The organism is Micromonospora sp. NPDC049374 (assembly GCF_040677165.1).
Taxonomy (GTDB): domain Bacteria; phylum Actinomycetota; class Actinomycetes; order Mycobacteriales; family Micromonosporaceae; genus Micromonospora.
Window position 1 is genome coordinate 124,848 of record NZ_JBFAQH010000015.1, and the last position, 20,425, is coordinate 145,272.

Annotated in this window: 21 protein-coding genes; 8 read left to right on the plus strand and 13 right to left on the minus strand. The window is 70.5% G+C overall.

Annotated elements, in window-relative coordinates:
• Positions 1–3: 3 nt before the first annotated feature.
• Complete coding sequence (locus tag AB0J93_RS23560) at positions 4–351, minus strand: Rv2175c family DNA-binding protein (protein ID WP_363924559.1); 348 nt, start codon at positions 349–351, stop codon at positions 4–6.
• A 200-nt stretch (positions 352–551) separates the two neighbouring features.
• Here AB0J93_RS23560 and pknB point away from each other — a divergent pair, with 200 nt between their 5' ends.
• Together pknB and AB0J93_RS23570 are read left to right on the plus strand one after the other, a co-directional pair.
• Positions 552–2,540, plus strand: coding sequence for a Stk1 family PASTA domain-containing Ser/Thr kinase (gene pknB, locus AB0J93_RS23565; protein WP_363924482.1), 1,989 nt, complete (start codon positions 552–554; stop codon positions 2,538–2,540).
• On the plus strand, positions 2,540–3,418 hold the full coding sequence (locus AB0J93_RS23570) for a deoxyribonuclease IV (RefSeq protein ID WP_363924483.1): 879 nt from the start codon (positions 2,540–2,542) through the stop codon (positions 3,416–3,418). Before pknB ends, AB0J93_RS23570 begins: the two co-directional genes overlap by 1 nt.
• A 132-nt stretch (positions 3,419–3,550) precedes the next feature.
• Here the strand turns inward: AB0J93_RS23570 and AB0J93_RS23575 are convergent, their stop codons facing one another.
• From AB0J93_RS23575 to AB0J93_RS23590, 4 genes are all read right to left on the minus strand, one after another.
• Positions 3,551–4,579, minus strand: a complete 1,029-nt coding sequence (locus AB0J93_RS23575) for a GntG family PLP-dependent aldolase (RefSeq protein WP_363924484.1) — start codon at positions 4,577–4,579, stop codon at positions 3,551–3,553.
• Positions 4,580–4,687: 108 nt separating this feature from the next.
• Positions 4,688–6,094 carry a class II 3-deoxy-7-phosphoheptulonate synthase gene (locus AB0J93_RS23580; protein ID WP_363924485.1) on the minus strand — a complete coding sequence of 469 codons (1,407 nt, stop codon included), beginning with the start codon at positions 6,092–6,094 and terminating at the stop codon, positions 4,688–4,690.
• A gap of 87 nt (positions 6,095–6,181) precedes the next feature.
• The gene (locus AB0J93_RS23585) at positions 6,182–6,664 is read right to left on the minus strand and encodes a hypothetical protein (protein ID WP_363924486.1); all 483 of its coding nucleotides are present in this window, start codon (positions 6,662–6,664) and stop codon (positions 6,182–6,184) included.
• Between the two features lie 155 nt (positions 6,665–6,819).
• Positions 6,820–8,448 (minus strand): glycosyl hydrolase family 18 protein, encoded by a 1,629-nt coding sequence (locus AB0J93_RS23590; RefSeq protein WP_363924487.1) that lies wholly within the window; start codon positions 8,446–8,448, stop codon positions 6,820–6,822.
• A 214-nt stretch (positions 8,449–8,662) separates the two neighbouring features.
• On the opposite strand from AB0J93_RS23590, the gene AB0J93_RS23595 reads away from it, so the two are divergent.
• From AB0J93_RS23595 to AB0J93_RS23615, 5 genes are all read left to right on the plus strand, one after another.
• Entirely contained in the window at positions 8,663–9,151 is a 489-nt protein-coding gene (locus AB0J93_RS23595) for a glutathione peroxidase (protein ID WP_363924488.1), read from the plus strand.
• A gap of 180 nt (positions 9,152–9,331) precedes the next feature.
• Complete coding sequence (locus AB0J93_RS23600; RefSeq protein WP_363924489.1) at positions 9,332–10,003, plus strand: NADPH-dependent F420 reductase; 672 nt, start codon at positions 9,332–9,334, stop codon at positions 10,001–10,003.
• 860 nt (positions 10,004–10,863) lie between these two features.
• Positions 10,864–12,255, plus strand: a complete 1,392-nt coding sequence (locus AB0J93_RS23605; RefSeq protein WP_363924490.1) for a glycine betaine/L-proline ABC transporter ATP-binding protein — start codon at positions 10,864–10,866, stop codon at positions 12,253–12,255.
• Positions 12,252–13,139 carry an ABC transporter permease subunit gene (locus AB0J93_RS23610; protein WP_363924491.1) on the plus strand — a complete coding sequence of 296 codons (888 nt, stop codon included), beginning with the start codon at positions 12,252–12,254 and terminating at the stop codon, positions 13,137–13,139. The genes AB0J93_RS23605 and AB0J93_RS23610 overlap by 4 nt, the downstream gene beginning before the upstream one ends.
• Before the next feature lie 100 nt (positions 13,140–13,239).
• Positions 13,240–14,148: a glycine betaine ABC transporter substrate-binding protein gene (locus AB0J93_RS23615; RefSeq protein WP_363924492.1), complete on the plus strand. Its 909-nt coding sequence runs from the start codon at positions 13,240–13,242 to the stop codon at positions 14,146–14,148.
• A gap of 61 nt (positions 14,149–14,209) precedes the next feature.
• On the opposite strand, the gene AB0J93_RS23620 is transcribed toward AB0J93_RS23615, so the two are convergent.
• The 7 genes from AB0J93_RS23620 to AB0J93_RS23650 form a co-directional block, all read right to left on the minus strand.
• A complete protein-coding gene (locus AB0J93_RS23620; protein WP_363924493.1) occupies positions 14,210–14,806 on the minus strand; it encodes a GNAT family protein in 597 nt (198 codons plus the stop codon).
• On the minus strand, positions 14,806–15,285 hold the full coding sequence (locus tag AB0J93_RS23625; RefSeq protein ID WP_363924494.1) for a GNAT family N-acetyltransferase: 480 nt from the start codon (positions 15,283–15,285) through the stop codon (positions 14,806–14,808). Before AB0J93_RS23625 ends, AB0J93_RS23620 begins: the two co-directional genes overlap by 1 nt.
• Positions 15,286–15,364: 79 nt before the next feature.
• Positions 15,365–15,715: a DUF2203 domain-containing protein gene (locus AB0J93_RS23630; RefSeq protein WP_363924496.1), complete on the minus strand. Its 351-nt coding sequence runs from the start codon at positions 15,713–15,715 to the stop codon at positions 15,365–15,367.
• Positions 15,716–15,904: 189 nt separating this feature from the next.
• Complete coding sequence (gene proC, locus AB0J93_RS23635) at positions 15,905–16,723, minus strand: pyrroline-5-carboxylate reductase (RefSeq protein ID WP_363924497.1); 819 nt, start codon at positions 16,721–16,723, stop codon at positions 15,905–15,907.
• Positions 16,724–16,793: 70 nt separating this feature from the next.
• Entirely contained in the window at positions 16,794–17,822 is a 1,029-nt protein-coding gene (locus AB0J93_RS23640) for a 6-phosphofructokinase (protein WP_363924498.1), read from the minus strand.
• A 157-nt stretch (positions 17,823–17,979) separates the two neighbouring features.
• On the minus strand, positions 17,980–18,474 hold the full coding sequence (locus AB0J93_RS23645) for a pyridoxamine 5'-phosphate oxidase family protein (protein ID WP_363924499.1): 495 nt from the start codon (positions 18,472–18,474) through the stop codon (positions 17,980–17,982).
• 104 nt (positions 18,475–18,578) lie between these two features.
• Positions 18,579–19,076, minus strand: a complete 498-nt coding sequence (locus AB0J93_RS23650; RefSeq protein ID WP_363924500.1) for a polyadenylate-specific 3'-exoribonuclease AS — start codon at positions 19,074–19,076, stop codon at positions 18,579–18,581.
• Positions 19,077–19,339: 263 nt separating this feature from the next.
• Here AB0J93_RS23650 and AB0J93_RS23655 point away from each other — a divergent pair, with 263 nt between their 5' ends.
• Positions 19,340–20,032: a Crp/Fnr family transcriptional regulator gene (locus AB0J93_RS23655; RefSeq protein WP_093401197.1), complete on the plus strand. Its 693-nt coding sequence runs from the start codon at positions 19,340–19,342 to the stop codon at positions 20,030–20,032.
• 69 nt (positions 20,033–20,101) lie between these two features.
• On the opposite strand, the gene AB0J93_RS23660 is transcribed toward AB0J93_RS23655, so the two are convergent.
• Positions 20,102–20,335, minus strand: coding sequence for a hypothetical protein (locus AB0J93_RS23660; RefSeq protein ID WP_363924501.1), 234 nt, complete (start codon positions 20,333–20,335; stop codon positions 20,102–20,104).
• Positions 20,336–20,425: the final 90 nt, after the last annotated feature.

Genomic DNA, 20,425 nt, shown 5'->3' on the forward strand with positions numbered 1-20,425 from the left:
CCGTCAGAAGCCCAGGGCCTGGGCGCGGCGCTTGACCTCACGGGCCTGATCGCCGCCGAGGGCGGCCGCGGGGGTACCAGCGGCCAACGTCTCGTCGGGCTCGTAGAGCCAGCGCAGCGCGGCCTCGTCGTCGTAACCGGCGTCGGCCAGCAGAGTCAGCACGCCCGGCAGGTGCTTGAGCACGGTGTGGTTGGCCACCAGGTCGGCCGGGATCCGGCGGACACCGTCGCGGCGCACCGCGATCATTTCCCGGTCCCGGATCATCTGGTGGACCTTGCTGATCGGCAGGTCGAGCCGCTCGGCGACGTCCGGCAGGGTCAGCCAGCCCGCCGCGTCGGCGGGACCGGCCAGGGGCGCGGTGCCCTCAGCGGGTACGTAATCGGTCACGCGCAACACCCTGCCACGCCGCCCTCGCGCCCGGTCAACGACCTCCCGGCGACCACCCTGAGCAGGGGCAATCGTCACCCTGCGCGCGCGCCGGACCCGGGGGCGGGCGCCTGCCGGTAGCATCCTGTTCAACCTTCGTCCCCCGACACATAGACTGCCTGCTGATGGACACACAGGTCGCCGACACGTTGCTGGGCTCGCTGATCGACGGGCGCTACCGCATTCGCGGTCGCGTGGCCCGTGGCGGCATGGCGACCGTGTACACAGCCACCGACGAGCGGCTCGAACGCACCGTCGCCGTCAAGATCATTCACTCGGCCCAGGGGTCACCCGGTCAGGCCGGTCGACCCAGCTTCGTCGACCGGTTCACCGACGAGGCCAAGACGATCGCCCGGCTCACCCACCCCAACGTGGTGGCGGTCTACGACCAGGGCACCCACGCCGGGCGACCGTACCTGATCATGGAGTACGTCCGCGGCCGTACCCTGCGCGAGGTGCTGGCCGAGCGGCGCCGACTCAACCCGGACGAGGCGCTGGCCATCACCGAGCAGATGCTCGCGGCCATCGGCGCCGCCCACCGGGCCGGCCTGGTGCACCGCGATGTGAAACCGGAGAACGTCCTGGTCGCCGAGGCACCCAGCGCTGGCCCGGCCAACCTCGTCGACAGCGTGGTCAAGGTGACCGACTTCGGGCTGGCCCGGGCCGTCGAGGCGAGCACCGACCACGACAGCGGGAACCAGTTGATGGCCACCGTGGCGTACGTGGCTCCGGAGCTGGTGACCGACGGCCGGGCCGACGCCCGCACCGACGTCTACTCGACGGGCATCGTGCTGTTCGAGATGCTCACCGGCCGGGTGCCGTACGACGGTGACCGGCCGATCGACATCGCCTGGCAGCACGTGGACCGGGACGTCCCCGCACCGTCGATGCTGGTGCCCGGCCTGCCGAGGGTGCTCGACGACCTGGTCGCCCACGCAACCCGGCGCGACCCGTCGGCCCGCCCCGCCGACGCCGGCACGCTGCTGGCCGAGGTGCAGGTGGCCCGGGACGGGTTGGGCAGTCCGAACAGCCACACCGCTCTGATCGCTCCGGTGACCGGCGGCCCGGCCGTGTCGCAACCGACGATGATGGTCGCGCCCGTACGTCCGCCCGAGCGACCGACCTGGGCCCGCCTGCCGGAAGGCGGCCCACCCACTCGCGGTCGGCGTCGGGCGACGCCGAGCGGCGGCGACGATCTGCGTACCCGACTGGCCGGGCTGGGCGCCCGGCTGACCGGCCAGGGCGGCGGACGTTTCGCCGTCGCGGCCGTCGTCGTGGTGCTCGGGCTGGTGGCCGCGCTCGGTGGCTGGTGGTTCGGGGTCGGTCGGTACACCACCGCGCCGCAGCTGGTGAGCATGAACAAGGCCGAGGCGGAGGCACAGGCATCCCAGGCCGGCTTCGAGGTGATCTACGCCGACCCGCGGTACGACGACCAGATCCCCCGCGACGGTGTGCTGGGCCAGGATCCCGCCTCGTCCGCCCGGATCCTCAAGGGCGGCACCATCACCCTCACCCTGTCGCTCGGGCCGGAGCGCTTCGAGCTGCCGGACGTGGTCGGCAAGGAGTTCGCGCTGGCCGAGGCCGACCTCCTCAGCGCCCAGCTCGAGGTCGTCAAGGGCACCGCCCGGTACGACGACAGCCTGCCGGAGGGCATCGTAGTGGCCACCGACCCGAAGGCGGGCGAGGAGGTCAAACCGGGCGACGAGATCACCGTCATCCTCAGCAAGGGCCGGGCCCCGATCACCGTGCCGAATCTGGTCGGCAAGAACCTCAACGACGCCCGTAACCAGATCGCGCAGCTCGGCCTGGTGCTGGTGGAGCCGACGCGCAAGGAGTCCGACAAGCCGCGTGACGAGGTGATCGGGCAGAGCCCGACCGCCGGCGGCGGCGTGGAGAAGGGTGCCCAGATCCGGCTGGAGGTCAGCGAGGGTCCGCCGCTGGTGACCGTGCCGCGCGTCGTCGACCTGCCGTGCCAGCAGGCCAAGCAGGTGCTGGAGAGCCAGGGCTTCCCGGTGGCGGTGCAGTTCAACCCGAACGCCGTCACCCGGTTCCAGAACCCGAACGAGAACGCCCAGGTCGCCCCCGGGACCCAGATCACCATCGGGTGCTTCTGATGCCGGCTCCGGATCCCGGCCACCGACCGATCGGTTCGCACACACCCACCTCGGGTGGGCTGGCGAAGGCGGCACTGCCGTACGTCGACGCGGCCGGCTCCGAGGTGGCGCAGGTCTACGTCGGCAACTCCCGGGGCTGGGCGATGCCGGCCGGCGATCCGGTGCAGGACGCGCTGTTCCGCGACGGCTGCGCCGAACGCGGCGTCGCCGTCTACATCCACGCGTCGCTACTGGTCAACCTCGGCTCGCCGACCGCGGCAACCGTCGAGCGGTCGACCCAGGCCCTGGCGCACGCGCTGCGCCGAGGTGCCGCGATCGGCGCGCGCGGGGTGGTCTTCCACGCCGGCAGTGCGGTGGACGCCGGGCACGCCGACGCGGCCATGCGGCAGGTGCGCGAGTCGCTGCTGCCGCTGCTCGACTCGGCCGCCGACGCGGGCGGCCCGATGCTGCTGGTCGAGCCGAGCGCCGGTGGCGGCCGGTCACTGGCCTGCCGGGTGGAACAGCTCGGGCCGTACCTCGACGCGGTGGACCGGCACCCGTGGCTCGGTGTCTGCTTCGACACCTGCCACGCCTGGGCCGCCGGGCACGACCTGGCCGCCGAGGGCGGGATGACCGCGACGCTGGACGCCCTGGTGACCGCGGTCGGGACGGACCGGCTACGGCTGGTACACGCGAACGACTCGAAGGACCTGTGCGGGTCCACCCGGGACCGCCACGAGAACATCGGCAAGGGCACGATCGGCGAACCAGCCTTCGCCGAGCTGATGCGTCACCCCGCCACCCTCGGCGTCCCGGTGCTGGTGGAAACCCCCACCGAACGCCACGAGGGCCACGCCGCCGACATAACCACCCTCCGCCGCCTCCTCCCCCGCGCCTAACTCCCCGCCCCCAGCTTCCCCGCCCCCGCCCCTCCCCCGCTCCCCTCGTTGATCATGAGGTTAGCGGCGATGTCGATCTCTGCGAGTGCCGCTAACCTCATGATCAACAGAGGTGGCGGGTAGGGGCGGGGGTCAGTGGCGGAGGATGTGGGTGAGGGTGGTGGCGGCCTGGTCGACCTGGGCGTCGGTGACGTCCAGGTGGGTGACCAGGCGGGCCGTGTGGGGACCGAGCACCGAGATCAGTACGCCCTCAGCGCGGGCGGCGGCGGCCAGCGTGGGCGCGTCCAGCGGGGCCTTGGTCAGATCCAGCGGAACGATGTTGGTGCGCACCGTGGTGGCCAGCACCCCGAACGGGGCGACCGCCTCCGCCAGCCGGGCCGCCTTCGCATGGTCGGCGGCCAGCCGGTCGATGTGGTGCGCCAGGGCATGCCGACCGGCGGCGGCCAGGATGCCGGCCTGACGCATCCCACCGCCCATCCGCTTGCGGATCACCCGGCCCCGTTCGATCCGGTCGGCAGCGCCGACGACAAGTGAGCCGACCGGCGCGCCGAGCCCCTTGGACAGGCAGACCGACAGGGTGTCGAACAACGCACCGTAGTTGGCCAGTGGCACCCCGTCGGCGACGTGGGCGTGCCAGATCCGAGCACCGTCGCAGTGCAGCGCCACCTGCCCGGCGTCGGCGACCCGGCGGAGCTCGCGCAGCGTGTCGAGGGGGATCACCCCGCCGCCGCCACGGTTGTGGGTCTGCTCCACCGCGATCGCCCGGGTGGGCACCGCCCAGTAGCCGTCGGGACGCACCATTCCGGCGACCACGTCGGGGTCGAGCTGGGCACCCACCGGAGGCCAGGTCCGCGAGGTGACCCCGCCGTACGCGGCGGCAGCCCCCATCTCGTACGTGACCACGTGCGCGTCTGCATCGCAGAGCAGCTCCGAGCCGGGCGGCACCAGCAGTTGCAGGGCGATCTGGTTGGCCATCGACCCGCTCGGGCAGAACAACGCCGCCTCGTGCCCGAACATCGCGGCGACCTCGGCCTCCAGGGCCTTGACCGTGGGGTCCTCGCCGTAGACGTCGTCACCCACCTCGGCGCCGGCCATGGCCTGCCGCATCTCGGCGGTGGGCCGGGTCACCGTGTCCGAACGCAGGTCGATCAGGTCAGCCACAGTCGCCCCTTCGGCCGCCGACTGCGGGGCTCGCAAGCTCACTCCTCGCGTCAGCCACAGTCACTCCTTCGGCCGCCGACTGCGGGGCTCGCAAGCTCACTCCTCGCGTCAGCCACGGAGCATCTCCGCGACGAGGAAGGCCAGCTCCAGGGACTGCTGGGTGTTGAGACGGGGGTCGCAGGCGGTCTCGTAGCGGTCGGGCAGGTCGAGGTCGGCGATGCCCTGGGCGCCGCCGAGGCACTCGGTGACGTCCTCGCCGGTCAGCTCGACGTGCAGACCGCCGGGGTGGGTGTCCAGGCCACGGTGCACCTCGAAGTAGCCCAGCACCTCGTCGACGATCCGATCGAAGTGGCGCGTCTTGTAGCCGTTTGACGATTCGTGGGTGTTGCCGTGCATCGGATCGCACTGCCACACCACCTTGGCTCCGGCGGCGGTCACCTTCGCCACGATCGGCGGCAGTGCGTCCCGGACCTTGTGGTTGCCCATCCGGCTGATCAGGGTGAGCCGGCCGGGGATGTTGTCCGGATTCAGCTTCTCGCAGAGCTCGATCGCCTCGTCCGGAGTGGTGGTCGGGCCGAGCTTGACCCCGATCGGGTTGGCGATGCGGGAGATGAAGTCGATGTGCGCCCCGTCGATCTGCCGGGTGCGCTCACCGATCCACAGGAAGTGCCCGGAAAGCCCGTACGGCCGGCCACCGGAGACCCGGGTCAACGCCCGGTCGTACTCCAGCGCGAGCGCCTCGTGCGAGCAGTACAGGGTGACCGTGCGCAACGCGTCGTCCTCGGTCATCCCGCAGGCGCGGATGAACGCCAGGGCCCGGTCGATCTCCCGGGCGATCGCCTCGTACCGCTCGCCGGCCGGGGAGTTGCGCACGAAGCCCTTGTTCCAGTCGTGCACCGCGTGCAGGTCGGCCAGCCCACCGGCCAGGTAGGCACGCAACATGTTCATGGCGGCGGCCGAGTTCGCGTACGCCCTGATCATGCGCTGCGGGTCGGCGACCCGCGCCTCCGGCGTGGTCTCCAGCGAGTTGATCATGTCGCCGCGGTAGGCCGGCAGGCCGCGAGCGTCGGTCGGCAGCGACCGGGGCTTGGTGTACTGCCCGGCCACCCGGGCCACCTTCACCACCGGCAACGACGCGCCATAGGTCAGCACGATGGCCATCTGCAACAGCGTGCGGGCGTTGGCCAGCAGGTGACTCTCGGTGTTGTCGGCGAAGGTCTCCGCGCAGTCACCGCCCTGCAGCAGGAACGCCTTGCCCTCACAGACCAACGCCAGACGCTGGCGCAACTGATCGACCTCGTACGGAGCGACCACCGACGGCACTGTGTCGAGCACCTTGCAGACCTCGGCGACCTGGGCCTCGTCGGGCCAGGGCGGGGTCTGGGCGCGCGGCAGCTCCCGCCAGCGGTCCAGGCCGAGAGCCTCGTCCTCGGCGGAGTCGACGGTCGGGCGGCTGGTCTGCAGCACCGGGCTGCCCACCGCCGGATGACTCAACTGATGCCACTCATGGCGCATGGTATTCAGCGTACGGCGACCAGCCGGGTGGGCCACCGGCGAGGGGCCGGGTTCCGGCAGATGGACGACCCTCGACGGTGGCGCAGGTCAGGGCGTGGGTGCCGGGGCCGGGCTGTTCGCGCCGGGCCGCTCGTCGGAGATGCACCAGTCGAGCCCGTCGCGGGTGACGGTGAACAGCAGCGGGCGGGTCGCCTTCTTCTTGCCGACGGTCACCGTGACCGCGGTGCTGACCTGCTGCCCGGACGGGCCGGGTCGGATGTCGGTGATCTCGGACTTCGACACCTCGAAGTGGTCGGCGAAGTCGCCGTTCGGGTCGGTGGCGGCGGCGTCGAACGCCTCGTGCAGCACCGCGCAGAGTTGGCTGCGACCGGCCGCCACGTCCTTGGCGGCCATCGCGTCGAGGTACGCCTGGACCCGCTCGCGGGACTTCAGCGTGGCCTCCTCGGCCGGCGCCCGCCCCGGTTGCTCCGCCTCGGGCTCACCGCCGACGAGCCCGCAGCCGGCCAGCGCGAAGGGCACGGTGGCGAGCAGCGCGATGACGCTCGCCGGACGCCGGTACATGACCCGCATCGGCACCTCCCTCGACGCCGGACATCGAGACACGGTCGAGCGGCGAGTCTGTCACACCGCCGTCCAGGCATCGGGATCGACCCCGGGCACGCCGGACGGGGAGGGGCCGGTGCGGGGCCCCTCCCCGTCGTGTGGGTGGTGCGTCGGCCGTCGGCTCAGCCGAGACCGCCCTTGATGGCGCTGATCAGCTCACCGTTGCTGGTGTCACCGGAGAGCTCCCAGAAGAAGGCGCCACCGAGGCCCTGGTTCTTGGCGTACGTCATCTTGCCGCCGATGGTCGACGGGGTGTCGTAGCTCCACCAGTTGCTGCCGCACTTGGCGTACGCCGTGCCGGCGACGGTGCCGGTGGCCGGGCAGGTGTTCTTCAGCACCTTGTAGTCCTCGATGCCCTGCTCGTAGGTGCCCGGTGCCGGCCCGGTGGCGGTGCCGCCCGGCGTGGACTGGGTGACCCCGGTCCAGCCACGGCCGTAGAAGCCGACGCCGAGCAGCAGCTTGTTGGCCGGGATGCCCTTGCTCTTGAGCTTCTGGATCGCCGCGTCGGACCAGAAGCCCTGCTGCGGAATGCCCGAGTACGAGTACAGCGGCGAGTGCGGGGCGGTGGGGCCCTGCGCGTTGAAGGCGCCGAAGTAGTCGTACGTCATCGGCATGATCCAGTTGAGGTGCGTGGCGGCACCGGCGTAGTCGGTGGCGTCGATCTTGCCGCCGTTGCTGCCGTCGGCGGTGATCGCGGCGGTGACCAGGTTGTTCGAGCCGAACCGGGCACGCAGCGCACCGGCCACGTTCTTGAACGCGTTCGGGCCACTGGCGTCACAGGTCAGGCCGCAGGCGTTGGGGTACTCCCAGTCGATGTCGATGCCGTCGAAGACGTCCGCCCAGCGCGGGTCCTCGACCAGGTTGTAGCAGCTCTCGGCGAAGGCGGTCGGGTTCTGCGCGGCCTGGGTGAAGCCGCCGGACCAGGTCCAGCCACCGAACGACCAGATCACCTTGAGGTGCGGGTACATCTTCTTGAGCTTGCGCAGCTGGTTGAAGCTGCCACGCAGCGGCTGGTCCCAGGTGTCGGCGACGCCGTCGACGCTCTCCGCCGCGGTGTACGCCTTCTCGTAGTCGGCGTAGCTGTCCCCGATGGTGCACCGACCGCCCGTGGTGTTGCCGAAGGCGTACAGGATGTGGGTCAGCTTCGCGGCCGAGCCGCTGGTGTGGATGTTCCGCACGTGGTAGTTGCGGGCGTAGACGCCCCACTGGGCGAAGTAGCCGACCACCTTCTGCGCACCCGGGTTCGGCGGCGTGGTGGTCGGGGGCGTGGTGGTCGGCGGAGTGGTCGTGGGCGGCGTGGTCGTGGGCGGGGTCGTGGTGGGCGGTGCGGTGGTGGTCGGCGGCGTGCTGCCACCGCCGCACGACGCGCCGTTGATGGTGCAGTTCAGCGGTGCCCGGTACGCGCCGGTGCCGTTGTAGCCCCAGCTGAAGGAGGCGCCCGGGGCCAGCGCACCGGCCCAGCTCTTCTTGACCGCCACATAGCGGTTGCCGTTGCGGGTGACGTCGGCGTCCCAGAAGCTGCCGATGCTGGTGCCCGACGGCAGCTCGAACTCGATGCGCCAGGTGCTGACGCTGGCGTCCGACCCGTTGGTGATGGTGACCCGCGTTTCGTGACCCGTCCCCCAGTCCGACACCCGGGTGAACGAAGTGGTCACGCTTCCGGCGCCGAACGCCGAGGCCATCGGGACCGTGGCGACGGTCACCGCGACCACGGCGCCGACCCAGAGGGCCCGGCGAAGCGATCTCTTCATGTGGCGTCTCCAAACAGTTAGGAAACTTTCCAAAAGGATGAGGAGACGCTACTCACACGCCACCACTTCGTCAAGATGTCCATGTATCGATTGGGCGAGGAGGCCAGATTGGACTTCCCCCGGCGTCACCGCCGGTCAAGGCTCGGGTACCGATCGGTAACTTCACCGCCACCCGCATCGCCCGCAGTCATCGTTCCGGCGGTAGCCTCCGGTGATGACCGTCTTCGACATCCCGATCGGTGCGCTCGCCGGCGGCCCGGCCGACCTCGCGCAGTACCGCGGACGCGCCCTGCTGATCGTCAACGTCGCCTCGCGCTGCGGCCTCACCCCGCAGTACGCGGGCCTGCAGGCACTTCAGGACGAGTACGCCGATCGTGGGCTGACCGTGCTCGGAGTGCCGTGCAATCAGTTCGCCGGGCAGGAGCCGGGCAGCGCGGCGGAGATCAGCGAGTTCTGCCAGGTCAACTACGGAGTGACCTTCCCGATCACGGAGAAGGTCGAGGTCAACGGCTCCGACCGTCACCCCCTGTACGCGGCCCTGGTGGACACCGCCGACGCCGACGGTCACACCGGCGACGTTCGCTGGAACTTCGAGAAGTTCCTCGTCGCTCCCGACGGCACCGTCGCCGCCCGCTTCGCCCCCACCGCCACCCCCGACGACCCCACCCTCCACACCACCCTCGACAAGCACCTCCCCGCCTAACCCCCCACCCCACCCCACCCCCGCCCCCACCCCCCACCTCGTCGATCTTGCAGTTGTGGTCGCCTTTTTCTGGCTTTCGCACACTTTTGGACCGACAAAAACTGCATGATCGACGAGCCGGTGGGTGGAACGGCGGAGCGAGGTAGGTCCGGGGCAGCCAGCGCGGTGGAGGGGTGAGGTATGGCGACGGTGGGGTTGATCGGCAGCGGGCACATCGGAGGGACTCTGGCGCGGCTGGCCGTGCACGCCGGCTACGACGTGGTGCTGAGCAACTCACGCGGGCCGGAGACCCTGACCGACCTGGTCGACGAACTGGGGCCGCAGGCGAGCGCCGGCACCGTCGACGCCGCGGCTCGCGCCGGTGACCTGGTGGTGGTCACCATCCCGCTCAAGTCGTACCGGTCCGTGCCGGCCGAGCCGCTGGCCGGCAAGGTCGTCGTCGACACCAACAACTACTACCCCCAGCGGGACGGTCAGATCCCCGAGTTGGACGAGGGCAGCGTCACCAGCAGCGAGCTGCTGCAACGTCACCTGCCGCGGTCCCGCGTGGTCAAGGCGTTCAACAACATCTTCTTCAAGCATCTGCTCACCCTGGCCCGGCCCGGCGATGCCGCCGACCGCAGCGCGCTGCCGATCGCCGGTGACGCCCCCGAGGCCAAGTCCACCGTGACCGACTTCCTGGACCGGATCGGCTACGACACGGTGGACGCGGGCACGCTCGCCGACAGCTGGCGCTTCCAGCCGGACACCCCGGCCTACGGGGTCATCTACTCCGCCGACCCGACGAAATGGGAACAGGAGGCCCCGGCCGGTGCGGGCGTGCTACGCGCCGCCCTCGCTGACGCCGGCTGACCCGGCCGCACTCCCGCCCGACGTCCCGGCCGCGATCCGACACCCGACGTCGTCCCCGCATTCCGACACCCGACGTCGTCCCCGCCTGCGCCTGCCGGTCCGCCCTCCGGCAACAGGCCGTGAAGGCTGGTCGAGGGCGGCAAAGGCGGAGGCGGGGCCAGGTGGCGTTGGGCATCCGGACACCGCGGCCATGAGGTCGACGGCGGGATCACACCCTCACCCCCGGAGCCACCATTCGGGCGTCGGTCGAGATTCGTCGATCTCCGCCGGTCGCCGGAATCAGGTGCCGTCGGGTCATGTAGATGTCATGGAGATTCCGTCTCGGTCCCATGGAGATTCCATGTCGATTCCGTGAATATCCCCGCTGGCCAGATATGACGGGCACGAGACGAGCCGCCGGACCGAGACGCGGACCACACCGAAGAATGACGCGCCGCCAGCGAAGAAAACGGCACCACCGGTCTCAGCGGACGCCTGGCGCCAACACGGGCGAAGAACTCATTCGGATGGTCATGGCGGCGAACCGTGATCACTCCGGTGCCGATATGGCCCATCACGTCCGGAGTGTCAGGCGTCGGAGGGGCTCGTCGACCACCCGATCCTCGATACCAGAATTGCGCGTCGGTTACCAATGTCCAGACGCAGACGCATCGATCCACATCGCTTCACCCTCGTGCAACGATGCGCCAACGGACCGGGCTACGGGGTTGCCGTTCACAGAAAACTCTCGGGTAGGGTCGAGGCTCGCTCACCTGGGCTGTCGTGACTTCGGCAGGTCCACGGCAAGGAAATAGTGTCGGTAGAAACGCACTTTCGTGCGTCGCCCAAGAAAGCTGTCCGCGTACCGCATGTCCCTTGGAATGGAGACCGTGTCCGCACTCAGAGTGAAATCCCTCTACAAGGTCTACGGGAGCCGCGCCGACAAGGCGGCGGAGATTCTCCGGAACAGCGCAGGCCGGGACGAGAAGCTGGCAGGACTACCGGTCACGGCCGCGGTCGTCGACGCGAACTTCGAGGTCAGGCGCGGCGAGATCTTCGTGGTCATGGGCCTGTCCGGCTCGGGGAAGTCCACCCTGATCCGGATGCTCAACGGGCTGCTGTCCCCCACGCACGGCACGGTCGAGATCGACGGGGTCGACATCACCAAGCTCAAGCCGGCCGCGCTACGGAAGCTGCGCCGCGAGAAGATCAGCATGGTCTTCCAGCACTTCGCGCTCCAGCCACACCGGTCGGTGTTGGACAACGCCGGCTACGCGCTGGAGATCGCGGGCCTACCTCGCGCCGAGCGCCGGGAGAAGGCGCTACAGGCGCTCCGGATGGTCGGACTCGATGGCTCGGCGGACAAGCTGCCGCAGGAACTCTCCGGCGGCATGCGCCAGCGCGTCGGCCTGGCCCGCGCGCTCGCCGCCGGCACCGACATCATGCTCATGGACGAGGCCTTCTCCGCGCTCGATCCGCTGATCCGCCGCGAGGTGCAGGACCAGCTGATCGGGCTACAGGCCGAACTCGGCAAGACGATCGTGTTCATCACGCATGACCTCAACGAGGCGATGCGCCTCGGCGACCGCATCGCGGTCATGCGTGCCGGCCGGATCGTCCAGATCGGCACCGCCGAGGAGATCCTCACCGACCCGTCCAACGACTACGTCGCCCAGTTCGTCGCCGACGTCGACCGGACCAGGATCCTCACCGCGTCGGCGGTCATGGAGCGACCGCTCGGCGTCGTGGACGTGAACTCCGGCCCACGGGTGGCCGCCCGGGTGCTGCGCGAGACCCAGACGTCGGCCGTCTACGTCACCGGCCGGGACAAGCGGTACCTGGGCACCGTGACCGCCGACGCCGCCACCCAGGCGGTCCGGGACGGCCGGAAGAACCTCCAGGAGATCGTGTCGACCGAGTACGTCCACACGGTCGAGGACACGACGCCGGTGGCCGACATCTTCGCCGCCGCCGCCCAGAGCCCGGCACCGGTCGCCGTGATCGACAGCGACGGGCGGCTCGCCGGCGTGATTCCGCGGGTCACCCTGCTGAGCGCCCTGGGCAGCCTCAGCACCGACACCGGCGAGACCACCGCCACACCCGGGCCTGCCGACGAGGTTGGTACGACGCCGACCACTGACCCGACCACTGACCCGACCCAGGCCGTCGGAGCGGCCGGCACGGCACCGACCGGGAACGGCGACCCGACAGCGGAGGTGCCGGCCCAGGTGGTTGCCGAACCATCGGCCCGGCTGACGGGAGAGCCCGCATGAACAGCGCCGACAGTATCGATGACCTGCTGCCGTACGTACGGATCGGCGACGCGTTCAAGGTCGGCGTCGACTGGTCGAGGGATCATCTGTCCGCCGTCTTCGACGGCATCGCCTCCGCCGTCGACTCGCTGGTGGAGCCGCTGGTGGACCTGCTGACCGCGCCCCCGGCGATCGTCATGGTAATGATCTTCGCCGGCCTCGGCTGGTGGCTGCGGAGTTGGAGGTTCGGTCTCGGCACCATGCTCGGACTCGGCCTGGTGGCCGGGTTGCCGATCTGGGAACAGACCATGAGTACGCTGGCGCTGGTCCTGGTGGCCAGCGGAATCGCCCTGCTGCTCGCCGTACCGCTGGGCATCCTCGTCGCGGAGAGCCGCCGTGTCTCGGCAGTCGTCCGGCCGGTGCTGGACCTGATGCAGACGATGCCCGCGTTCGTCTACCTGATCCCGGCCATCTTCTACTTCGGCGTCGGCGCCGTGCCCGGCGTGCTGGCCACCGTGGTGTTCAGCATGCCGCCCGGGGTACGCCTGACCGAGTTGGGCCTCCGCCAGGTCGACCGCGAGGTCATCGAGGCCGGCGAGGCGTTCGGCGCGTCGCCGTGGAAGATCCTGCTGCGGACCAAACTGCCACTGGCCCTGCCGACCATCATGACCGGCGTCAACCAGGTAATCATGCTGGCCCTGTCGATGGTCGTCATCGCCGGGATGGTCGGTGCCGGCGGTCTCGGTGAGGTGATCATGACGGCGCTCGCCCGGGTCCAGGTCGGCGCGGGCTTCGAGGGCGGCATCGCCGTGGTGATCCTGGCGGTGGTGCTCGACCGCCTCACCGACTCGATCGGCGCGCGTACCGCCTCGGCGAAGGCGCAACGCGCCATGCAACAGGCCTGACCCTCCGTCCTGACCCACGCGGGGAAGTCACCGTTGCCGGCGCCCTGCCTCGCTACCGCGAGTTCCGCCGGTTGACCGCAACAAGGGAAGGAAACTCCACATGTGGAGCAGTAAATTGGTGCGCCGGGTCGCGCTGGCGGCCACCGCCACCCTGGCGCTGACCGGCGTCGCCGCCTGCGGCGACGACGGCGACTCCGGCGACGCCGCCGGCGACAACAAGCAGATCACCATCGGCTACATGGCCTGGGACGAAGCCATCGCCAGCTCCTACCTCTGGAAGAACCTGCTGGAGGAGAAGGGCTACGACGTCGAACTCAAGAACGTCGAGGCGGGGATCGTCTACCAGGGCCTGGCGACGGGGGACATCGACCTCTTCCTCGACAGCTGGCTGCCGCAGACCCACGCCGACTACATGAAGGAGTACGGCGACAAGATTGAGAAGGTCGGCGTCTGGTACGACAACGCCAGCCTGAGCATCGCCGTGCCGGAGTACGTCAGCGACGTCAACTCGCTGGAGGACCTCGCCGCCAAGGCCGACACCTTCGGCGGCGAGATCATCGGCATCGAGCCCGGCGCCGGCCTGACCGCCGCCACCCAGGACAAGGTCATCCCCGAGTACGACCTGACCGGCAAGCTCACCCTGAAGACGTCGTCGACGCCAGCGATGCTGGCCGCGCTGGACGGCGCGATCAAGGACCAGAAGCCGATCGTGGTGACCCTCTGGCACCCGCACTGGGCCTACGCGAACTACCCGCTGAAGGACCTGGCGGACCCGAAGGGCACGCTCGGCGGCGCCGAGGAGATCAACATGCTGGCCCGTCAGGGCTTCGGCGCCGACTTCCCCGAGGTCACCGAGATGCTGAAGAAGTTCAAGATGGACGATCAGCAGCTCGGCTCGCTCGAGGACCTGATGTTCAACGTGCACAAGGACGACGAGGAGAAGGCCGTCGAGGAGTGGCTGAAGGCCAACCCGGACTACGCCGGCACGGTGGACGTCGCCAGCTCCTGACCCGGCCTTGAGCGATCAGCCGTCGGTGGCGGGGCCAACTGCCCCGCCACCGGCGGCTGAACTACTTGTCAGAAGCCACGCCGCCGGAGTCCCGGATCGACAGGACGCCGGCGCCCCGGGCCCGCCACTCGGGGGCGAGCAGGGACCAGACCTCCAGGTCGATCCGACCGTCCGGGCCGGGCGACACCTCGCGCAGTACGCCGTCCCGCCGCATGCCGAGCCGGCGGGCCACCGCGATGCTGCGCGCGTTGCCGGCGTTGGTGCGCCACTCCACCCGGTGCAGTCCGCGTTCGACGAGCACCCAGTCGATGAGCCGTTCGACCGCCCTGGTCACCAGACCCCGGCCCTCGGCGGCAGGTTCCAGCCAGCAACCCGCCTCGCACACCCCGGACGCCGCGTTGAGCGACACCAGCAGCACCCCGCCGACAAGCGTGCCGCCCGACCAGATGCCCCAGATACCGCCGTCGTCGCGGGCCCACCGGTCGGCATAACGCTGAAGCACGTGCCGCGCCCCGTCGAGGTCGGTGGCCACGAAGGACGGCGACACCCACGGCGCGATGTGCTGCCGCGCCCGGTCCAGGTTGCCCAGGAACTCCTCGGCGTGCCACGGGTTCAGCGGCCGCAGCTCGGCGTCCTCACCCAACGCAATGGCGAACATCAGAGCCCTTCACCCCGCCGCATCGCGGCCATCGACGTGGGACGGAAGCCAAGCTCCCGGTAGAGCGGCTCGCCCTCCGGACTGGCCTTCAGATCCACCGTGCGCACGCCCCGCTCGGCGAACCAGTCGAGCAAGGCGCCCAGGCAGGCCCGGGAGAAACCCCGACGACGGTACCCCGGATCGGTCGCCACGTTGAAGACGTACCCGGACCGGCCGCTCGGATCCACCGGCCCGCCGAGCCGCAGGTCGACCACCCCGACCGCGCAGGCGGCAAGCGTCCCAGGTCGGCCCGGCGCATCCACCACGTAGGCGGCGAGGTCGGCCTCCAGGTCCGGCAGCTGCAACCGGAGCGTACGCAGGGCCGTGTGCTGCCATTCGCCGGGCTCCGGCGGTGTACCGCTCAGCGCACCCAACATGACCGCCCGCAGCCGGACCAGTTCCCGGGCGTCGTCCACAGTCGCCCGCCGCGCTCCACTCACCGGCAGAGCCTAGCCGTCTCGGCGTCTCCGCCTGGCCCCCCACCGACTCGGCAATGTCGCGGCCCCGACGCACCGGGGGTCAGATCGGGCGGCGCCCGGCGAAGCCGCAGTCGGCGCGGTGGTACCAACGCACGTCGGTGTCGCCCTCCAGCCAGCACCAGAGCACCTGCCGTCCCGCACGCTCACCGGGAAAGTCGAGCAGCACCGGCGCCACGCTCTTGACCTCGATGCCGTGCTGCTGGATCTCGTCGAGGACCGCGTGCAGCCGGGCCTCCAGGCCCTTGACCTCGGCCCGGCCGCCAAGTGCGCTCAGCCCGTGGTTGGCCAGGTCAGCCTGCAACTCGGCCAGGTCGGCACGGACCCGAATCAGTTCGTCGATCCGCGGATGCAGAGTGGCTACCAGGTGCCGGGCCTGGGCAAGAGTGAACACCGCGCCAGTATGCGCCACCCCGATCACCCCACCACCCCCCCACCACACTCCGGTACGCCGAAAGGCTCCCTTGCCCCCGTTGATCATGAGGTTAGCGGCAGTTCAGAGATCGACTACTGCCGCTAACCTCATGATCAACGCTGGTTGGGTGGGGGCGGGGGGGGTGGGGTGGGGGGTGGGGTGGGGCGGTTACTCGGCCTGGGTGGCTAGTTCGCGGGCGCGGTCGCGGGCGGCCTCGAGGGCGGCCAGCAGGGCCGCGCGGACGCCGTGGTTCTCCAGTTCGCGGATGGCGGAGATGGTGGTGCCGGCGGGCGAGGTGACCGCCTCGCGCAGCTTCACCGGGTGCTCACCGGAGTCGCGCAGCATCACGGCCGAGCCGATCGCGGTCTGCACGATCAGGTCGTGCGCCACCTGGCGGGGCAGGCCGAGCAGGATGCCGGCGTCGGTCATCGCCTCGACCAGCAGGTAGAAGTAGGCCGGGCCGGAGCCGGAGAGGGCGGTCACCGCGTCCTGCTGGGTTTCCGGCACCCGGATGGTCGCGCCGAGCGGTTTGAACATCTCCTCGGCCAACGCCAGGTGCTCGCCGGTGGCGTACGCGCCGGCCGAGATCGCGGTCATCGCCTGGTCCACCAGGGCAGGGGTGTTGGTCATCACCCGCACCACGGGGGTGCCCTCGGGCAGTCGGCGGCTGAAGAAGCTGCTCGGCAGGCCGGCGCAGAGCGAGATCAGCAGCTTGCCGGGCGGCACCTTGGGCCCGATCTCGTCCAGCAGCGCGGCGGCGTCCTGCGGTTTCACCGAGACGGCCAGCACCTCGGCCTCGTCCACGGCGGTGAGATTGTCCACCACCCGTACGCCGTAGCGGGCAGCCAGTTCCTCGGCGCGGGCCGGGCGGCGGGCGGTGGCCAGCAGCCGGTCCACCGGCCAGCCGGATCGCAGCAGCCCGGAGAGCATCAGCTCGCCGATCTTGCCCGCCCCGATCACCGCGACGGTGTGCACCACGGCTGACACCTGGCGTACCCCCTTGGTGGGCCGGCGTCGCGGCGGGCCCGGCGGCCCGACCGCGACGCCGGAACGACGATCAGCTACCGAAGAAGACCTCGGCCTCGGCGTACCGCTCCAGCGGAACGGTCTTCAGCTCGGCGGTGGCGTCGGCGAGCGGAACGCGGACGATGTCGGTGCTCTGCATCGCGACCATCTTGCCCCAGTCGCCCTCGTGGACGGCGTCGATGGCCTGCAGGCCCAGCCGGGTGGCGAGCACCCGGTCGAACGCGGTGGGGGTGCCACCACGCTGGATGTGGCCGAGCACGACCGTGCGGGCCTCCTTGCCGGTCTTGGCCTCCAGCTGCTCGGCCAGCCACTGGCCGATGCCGCCGAGCCGCACGTGCCCGAACGCGTCCAGCTCCTGGTTCTGCAGGACCATCTGGCCCTCCAGCGGCTGGGCACCCTCGGCGACCACGACGATCGGGGCGTACTGGTGCTGGAAACGCTTCTCGACGTAGCCGGCGACCTGCTCGACGTCGAAGTTCCGCTCCGGCAGCAGGATCACGTTGGCGCCGCCGGCCAGACCGGCGTGCAGGGCGATCCAACCGGCGTGCCGGCCCATCACCTCGACCACCAGGGTGCGGTGGTGGCTCTCGGCGGTGGTGTGCAGTCGGTCGATCGCCTCCATGGCGATGTTGACGGCGGTGTCGAAGCCGAACGTGTAGTCGGTCGCGCCGAGGTCGTTGTCGATGGTCTTCGGCACGCCGATGACGTTGACGCCCAGCTCGTGGAGCTTGGTGGCGACACCGAGGGTGTCCTCACCGCCGATGGCGATGAGCGCGTCGACGCCCTGCGCAGCCAGGTTGTCCTTGATCCGCTCGACGCCATTCTCGATCTTGAAGGGGTTGGTCCGGGAGGAGCCGAGGATCGTGCCGCCACGGGGCAGGATGCCGCGGACCTCCGCGATGCCGAGCGGGCGGGACAGCCCCTCGAGCGGACCCTTCCAACCGTCCTGGAAGCCTACGAATTCGTGGCCGTAGCTGGCGACGCCCTTACGGACCACCGCCCGGATGACCGCGTTGAGACCCGGGCAGTCGCCGCCGCCGGTGAGCACGCCGATACGCATGATCTGCTCATCCTCCTGGGGAGCATCTGGTCAAGCCCGATCAAGCCCCAGGATATGTGTCAGCGCGGACCCTCGGCACCGTTGCCGGCCCGGGGCGGGCCGTCCCTACGAACTGTAGTCGCCGCTCGTTACGGCACACACCGCGCCCTGCTACCGGTCAGTAGCCATCCTCCCGACGATCGGCCGACGACCCACCGCTGGACGCTGCGCCGACCGGACCGATCAGCTCGACCTGGCCGCCCCGGGCGTCCCAGCACCGCGCGGCCGTGGCGTGCACGGCGACAAGCGTGAGCCCGGCCGTGGCCGGACCGTCCGGGAACCACCCGGCCAGTCCCGGATGCCACAGCCGTTCGGCGCGCGCCTGGTCATGGTCGTCCCGGGCGCTGCCGGTGATCGAGGCCCAGACCTGCGCCTGCGGGTCGTGCAGGCTCATCTCGACCTCCGGATTGACCCGCAACTGTCGGACGGTCGCCGAACCGGCGTACGCGAAGAACCAGAGCTGCCCGTCGAACTCCGCCCGTTGCAGGGTCATCGGCCGGCCCACCAGCCGACCGTCGAGGGAGATCGTGGTCAGGGTGCAGATCCGCGCCGCCCGGATCAGCTCGGTGATCCGGTTCCGGGCCTGCCGGCCGCCGATCACCCCGCCGCTCACGTCGGTACCCCCCTGTGCCTGCCCACGCCGACACTCCCTCGCCTCGGCCTTCGGCGAACCCGATGCCCGGGACAGCACGGGTCAAACCACCGAAATACCGGATCTCACGAACCGGTAATCGCCCGCCACCGGGCCAGGTTGTGCCGGGCGTCGACCAACGCGTCGTGCCGGGCCGCCGCGGCGTTCGGCAGCGGAGGCCGACCCCGGTCGTCCCACAGCTGCCGCAGTTCCTTGGTGTACCGGGGGATCTCCCGGGGCAGCGCCGGCATCGCGCCCCACAACTGCGCCAGCGCCACGTGGTCGTACGCCGCGTACCAGGCCCACAGTTCCACCTCCTCGCCGGGGCGACCCCGGATCGGCTCGACGAGGAAGTCGTACAGGTCATCGCGGATGCGCTCGCGGGACCGCCACGCCCGGTCGGCCGGGGAGGGCAGCTTGTCCAGCACGTTGCGACGCACCCAGGGCACCGCCCGGGACGCGTCGAACTCGGTGGAGACCGCGTAGAACTCGCGGCCGTGCTCGTCGACGACGCCGATCGAGACCAGTTCGACGGTCCGGCCGTCCTCGATGAACTCGCAGTCGTAGAAGTAGCGGTAGGCCATCGGGACCATCCTCGCCGACGGTCACCGCGGCCCGTCCACCGGGTCCGCGGCGCCGGGAGCGCTTCCATGGTCCGCAGCGAGGTCACGCCCCAGCTCGAACCGGTCACGGAAGTGATTTGAGGGGTGTACAGCACGCGACCGGACCGTCATGATCTGATGTGTTACCGCTGCCGGACGCCGAACGGGTGTCGGATCACCTCGTCAGGGCCGCCAGGCTCACCCGGTGAGCGAGTTGGGGTCCTTGACCGGGGAGGGGTGGGGCCGTGGAGATGCGCCTGCCGGAGCCGGGCGACGCGCTCACCGGCGTTGACATGTTCGCCGGGCTTGAGCCGGAGGTACGCCAGCGGGTGGTCGCCGCAGCGGTGCCCCGGACGTACCGCAAGGGTCAGCTGCTGTTCGTGGAGAACGACCCGGGCGAGTCGCTGATCATCCTGCGGCGGGGAGCGGTGGCGGTGTTCCGGACCGCGCCCACCGGTGAACGGGCGATCCTGACCGTGATGCGACCACCGGACGTGCTCGGTGAGGTCTCCCTGCTGGACGCCTCGACCCGGTCGACCTCGGCCGAGGCGATCGAGGACACTGCCGCGCTGGCCTTGTCCCGGCCGGCGTTCATGGAGTTGGTGCACTCGAACGCGCGCATCCTCGACGCGGTGATGCGGTCCCTCGGTGCGTTGATCCGTCGGCTGACCGAGCAGAACGCCGACCACGTCTTCCTCGATCTGCCCGGCCGGGTGGCCAAGACGCTGGTCCGGCTCGCCGGCGAGAGTCAGGCTCCGATGATCACCATCGAGCTGAACCAGAGCCAGCTCGCCGAGATGGCCGGCGGTTCCCGGCAGAGCGTCAACCAGGCGATCGGGTCGTTCGCCAACCGGGGTTGGCTGCGTACCGAGGGCCGCCGGATCGTGGTCACCGACGTGCCCGCGCTGCGCCGCCGCGCCGGCATGAACGAGCGCTGACCAGCCCACCCGGACGAAGACCGAGGCGGGGCCGGGACGATCGTCCCGGCCCCGCCCGTAGCTGTTCGGTCAGGGCTTGGTGCTGCCCGGCCCGGCCCAGTCGGTGCCACCCGGCCCGGCCCAGTCGGTGCCACCCGGCCCGGCCCAGTCCGTGCCGTCCTTGCCACCGCCGGGCACCTCGCCGACGATTCCCTGCGCCTGCAACTGCGCGAGGGTGGCGGCGTCCACGTCCACCGAGTCACCCGCGGAGTGGGCCACCCCGTTACCGTCGGTCCAGTCGCTCTTCAGCATCACGTACACCATGGAGCTGTCCCCCTGATCAGCGGTCGACGAATCGGCTGCCTGAATCTAGCCGTTCCGGAACGCGGTGAGCTGCCCGGCTGAGTGTCCACA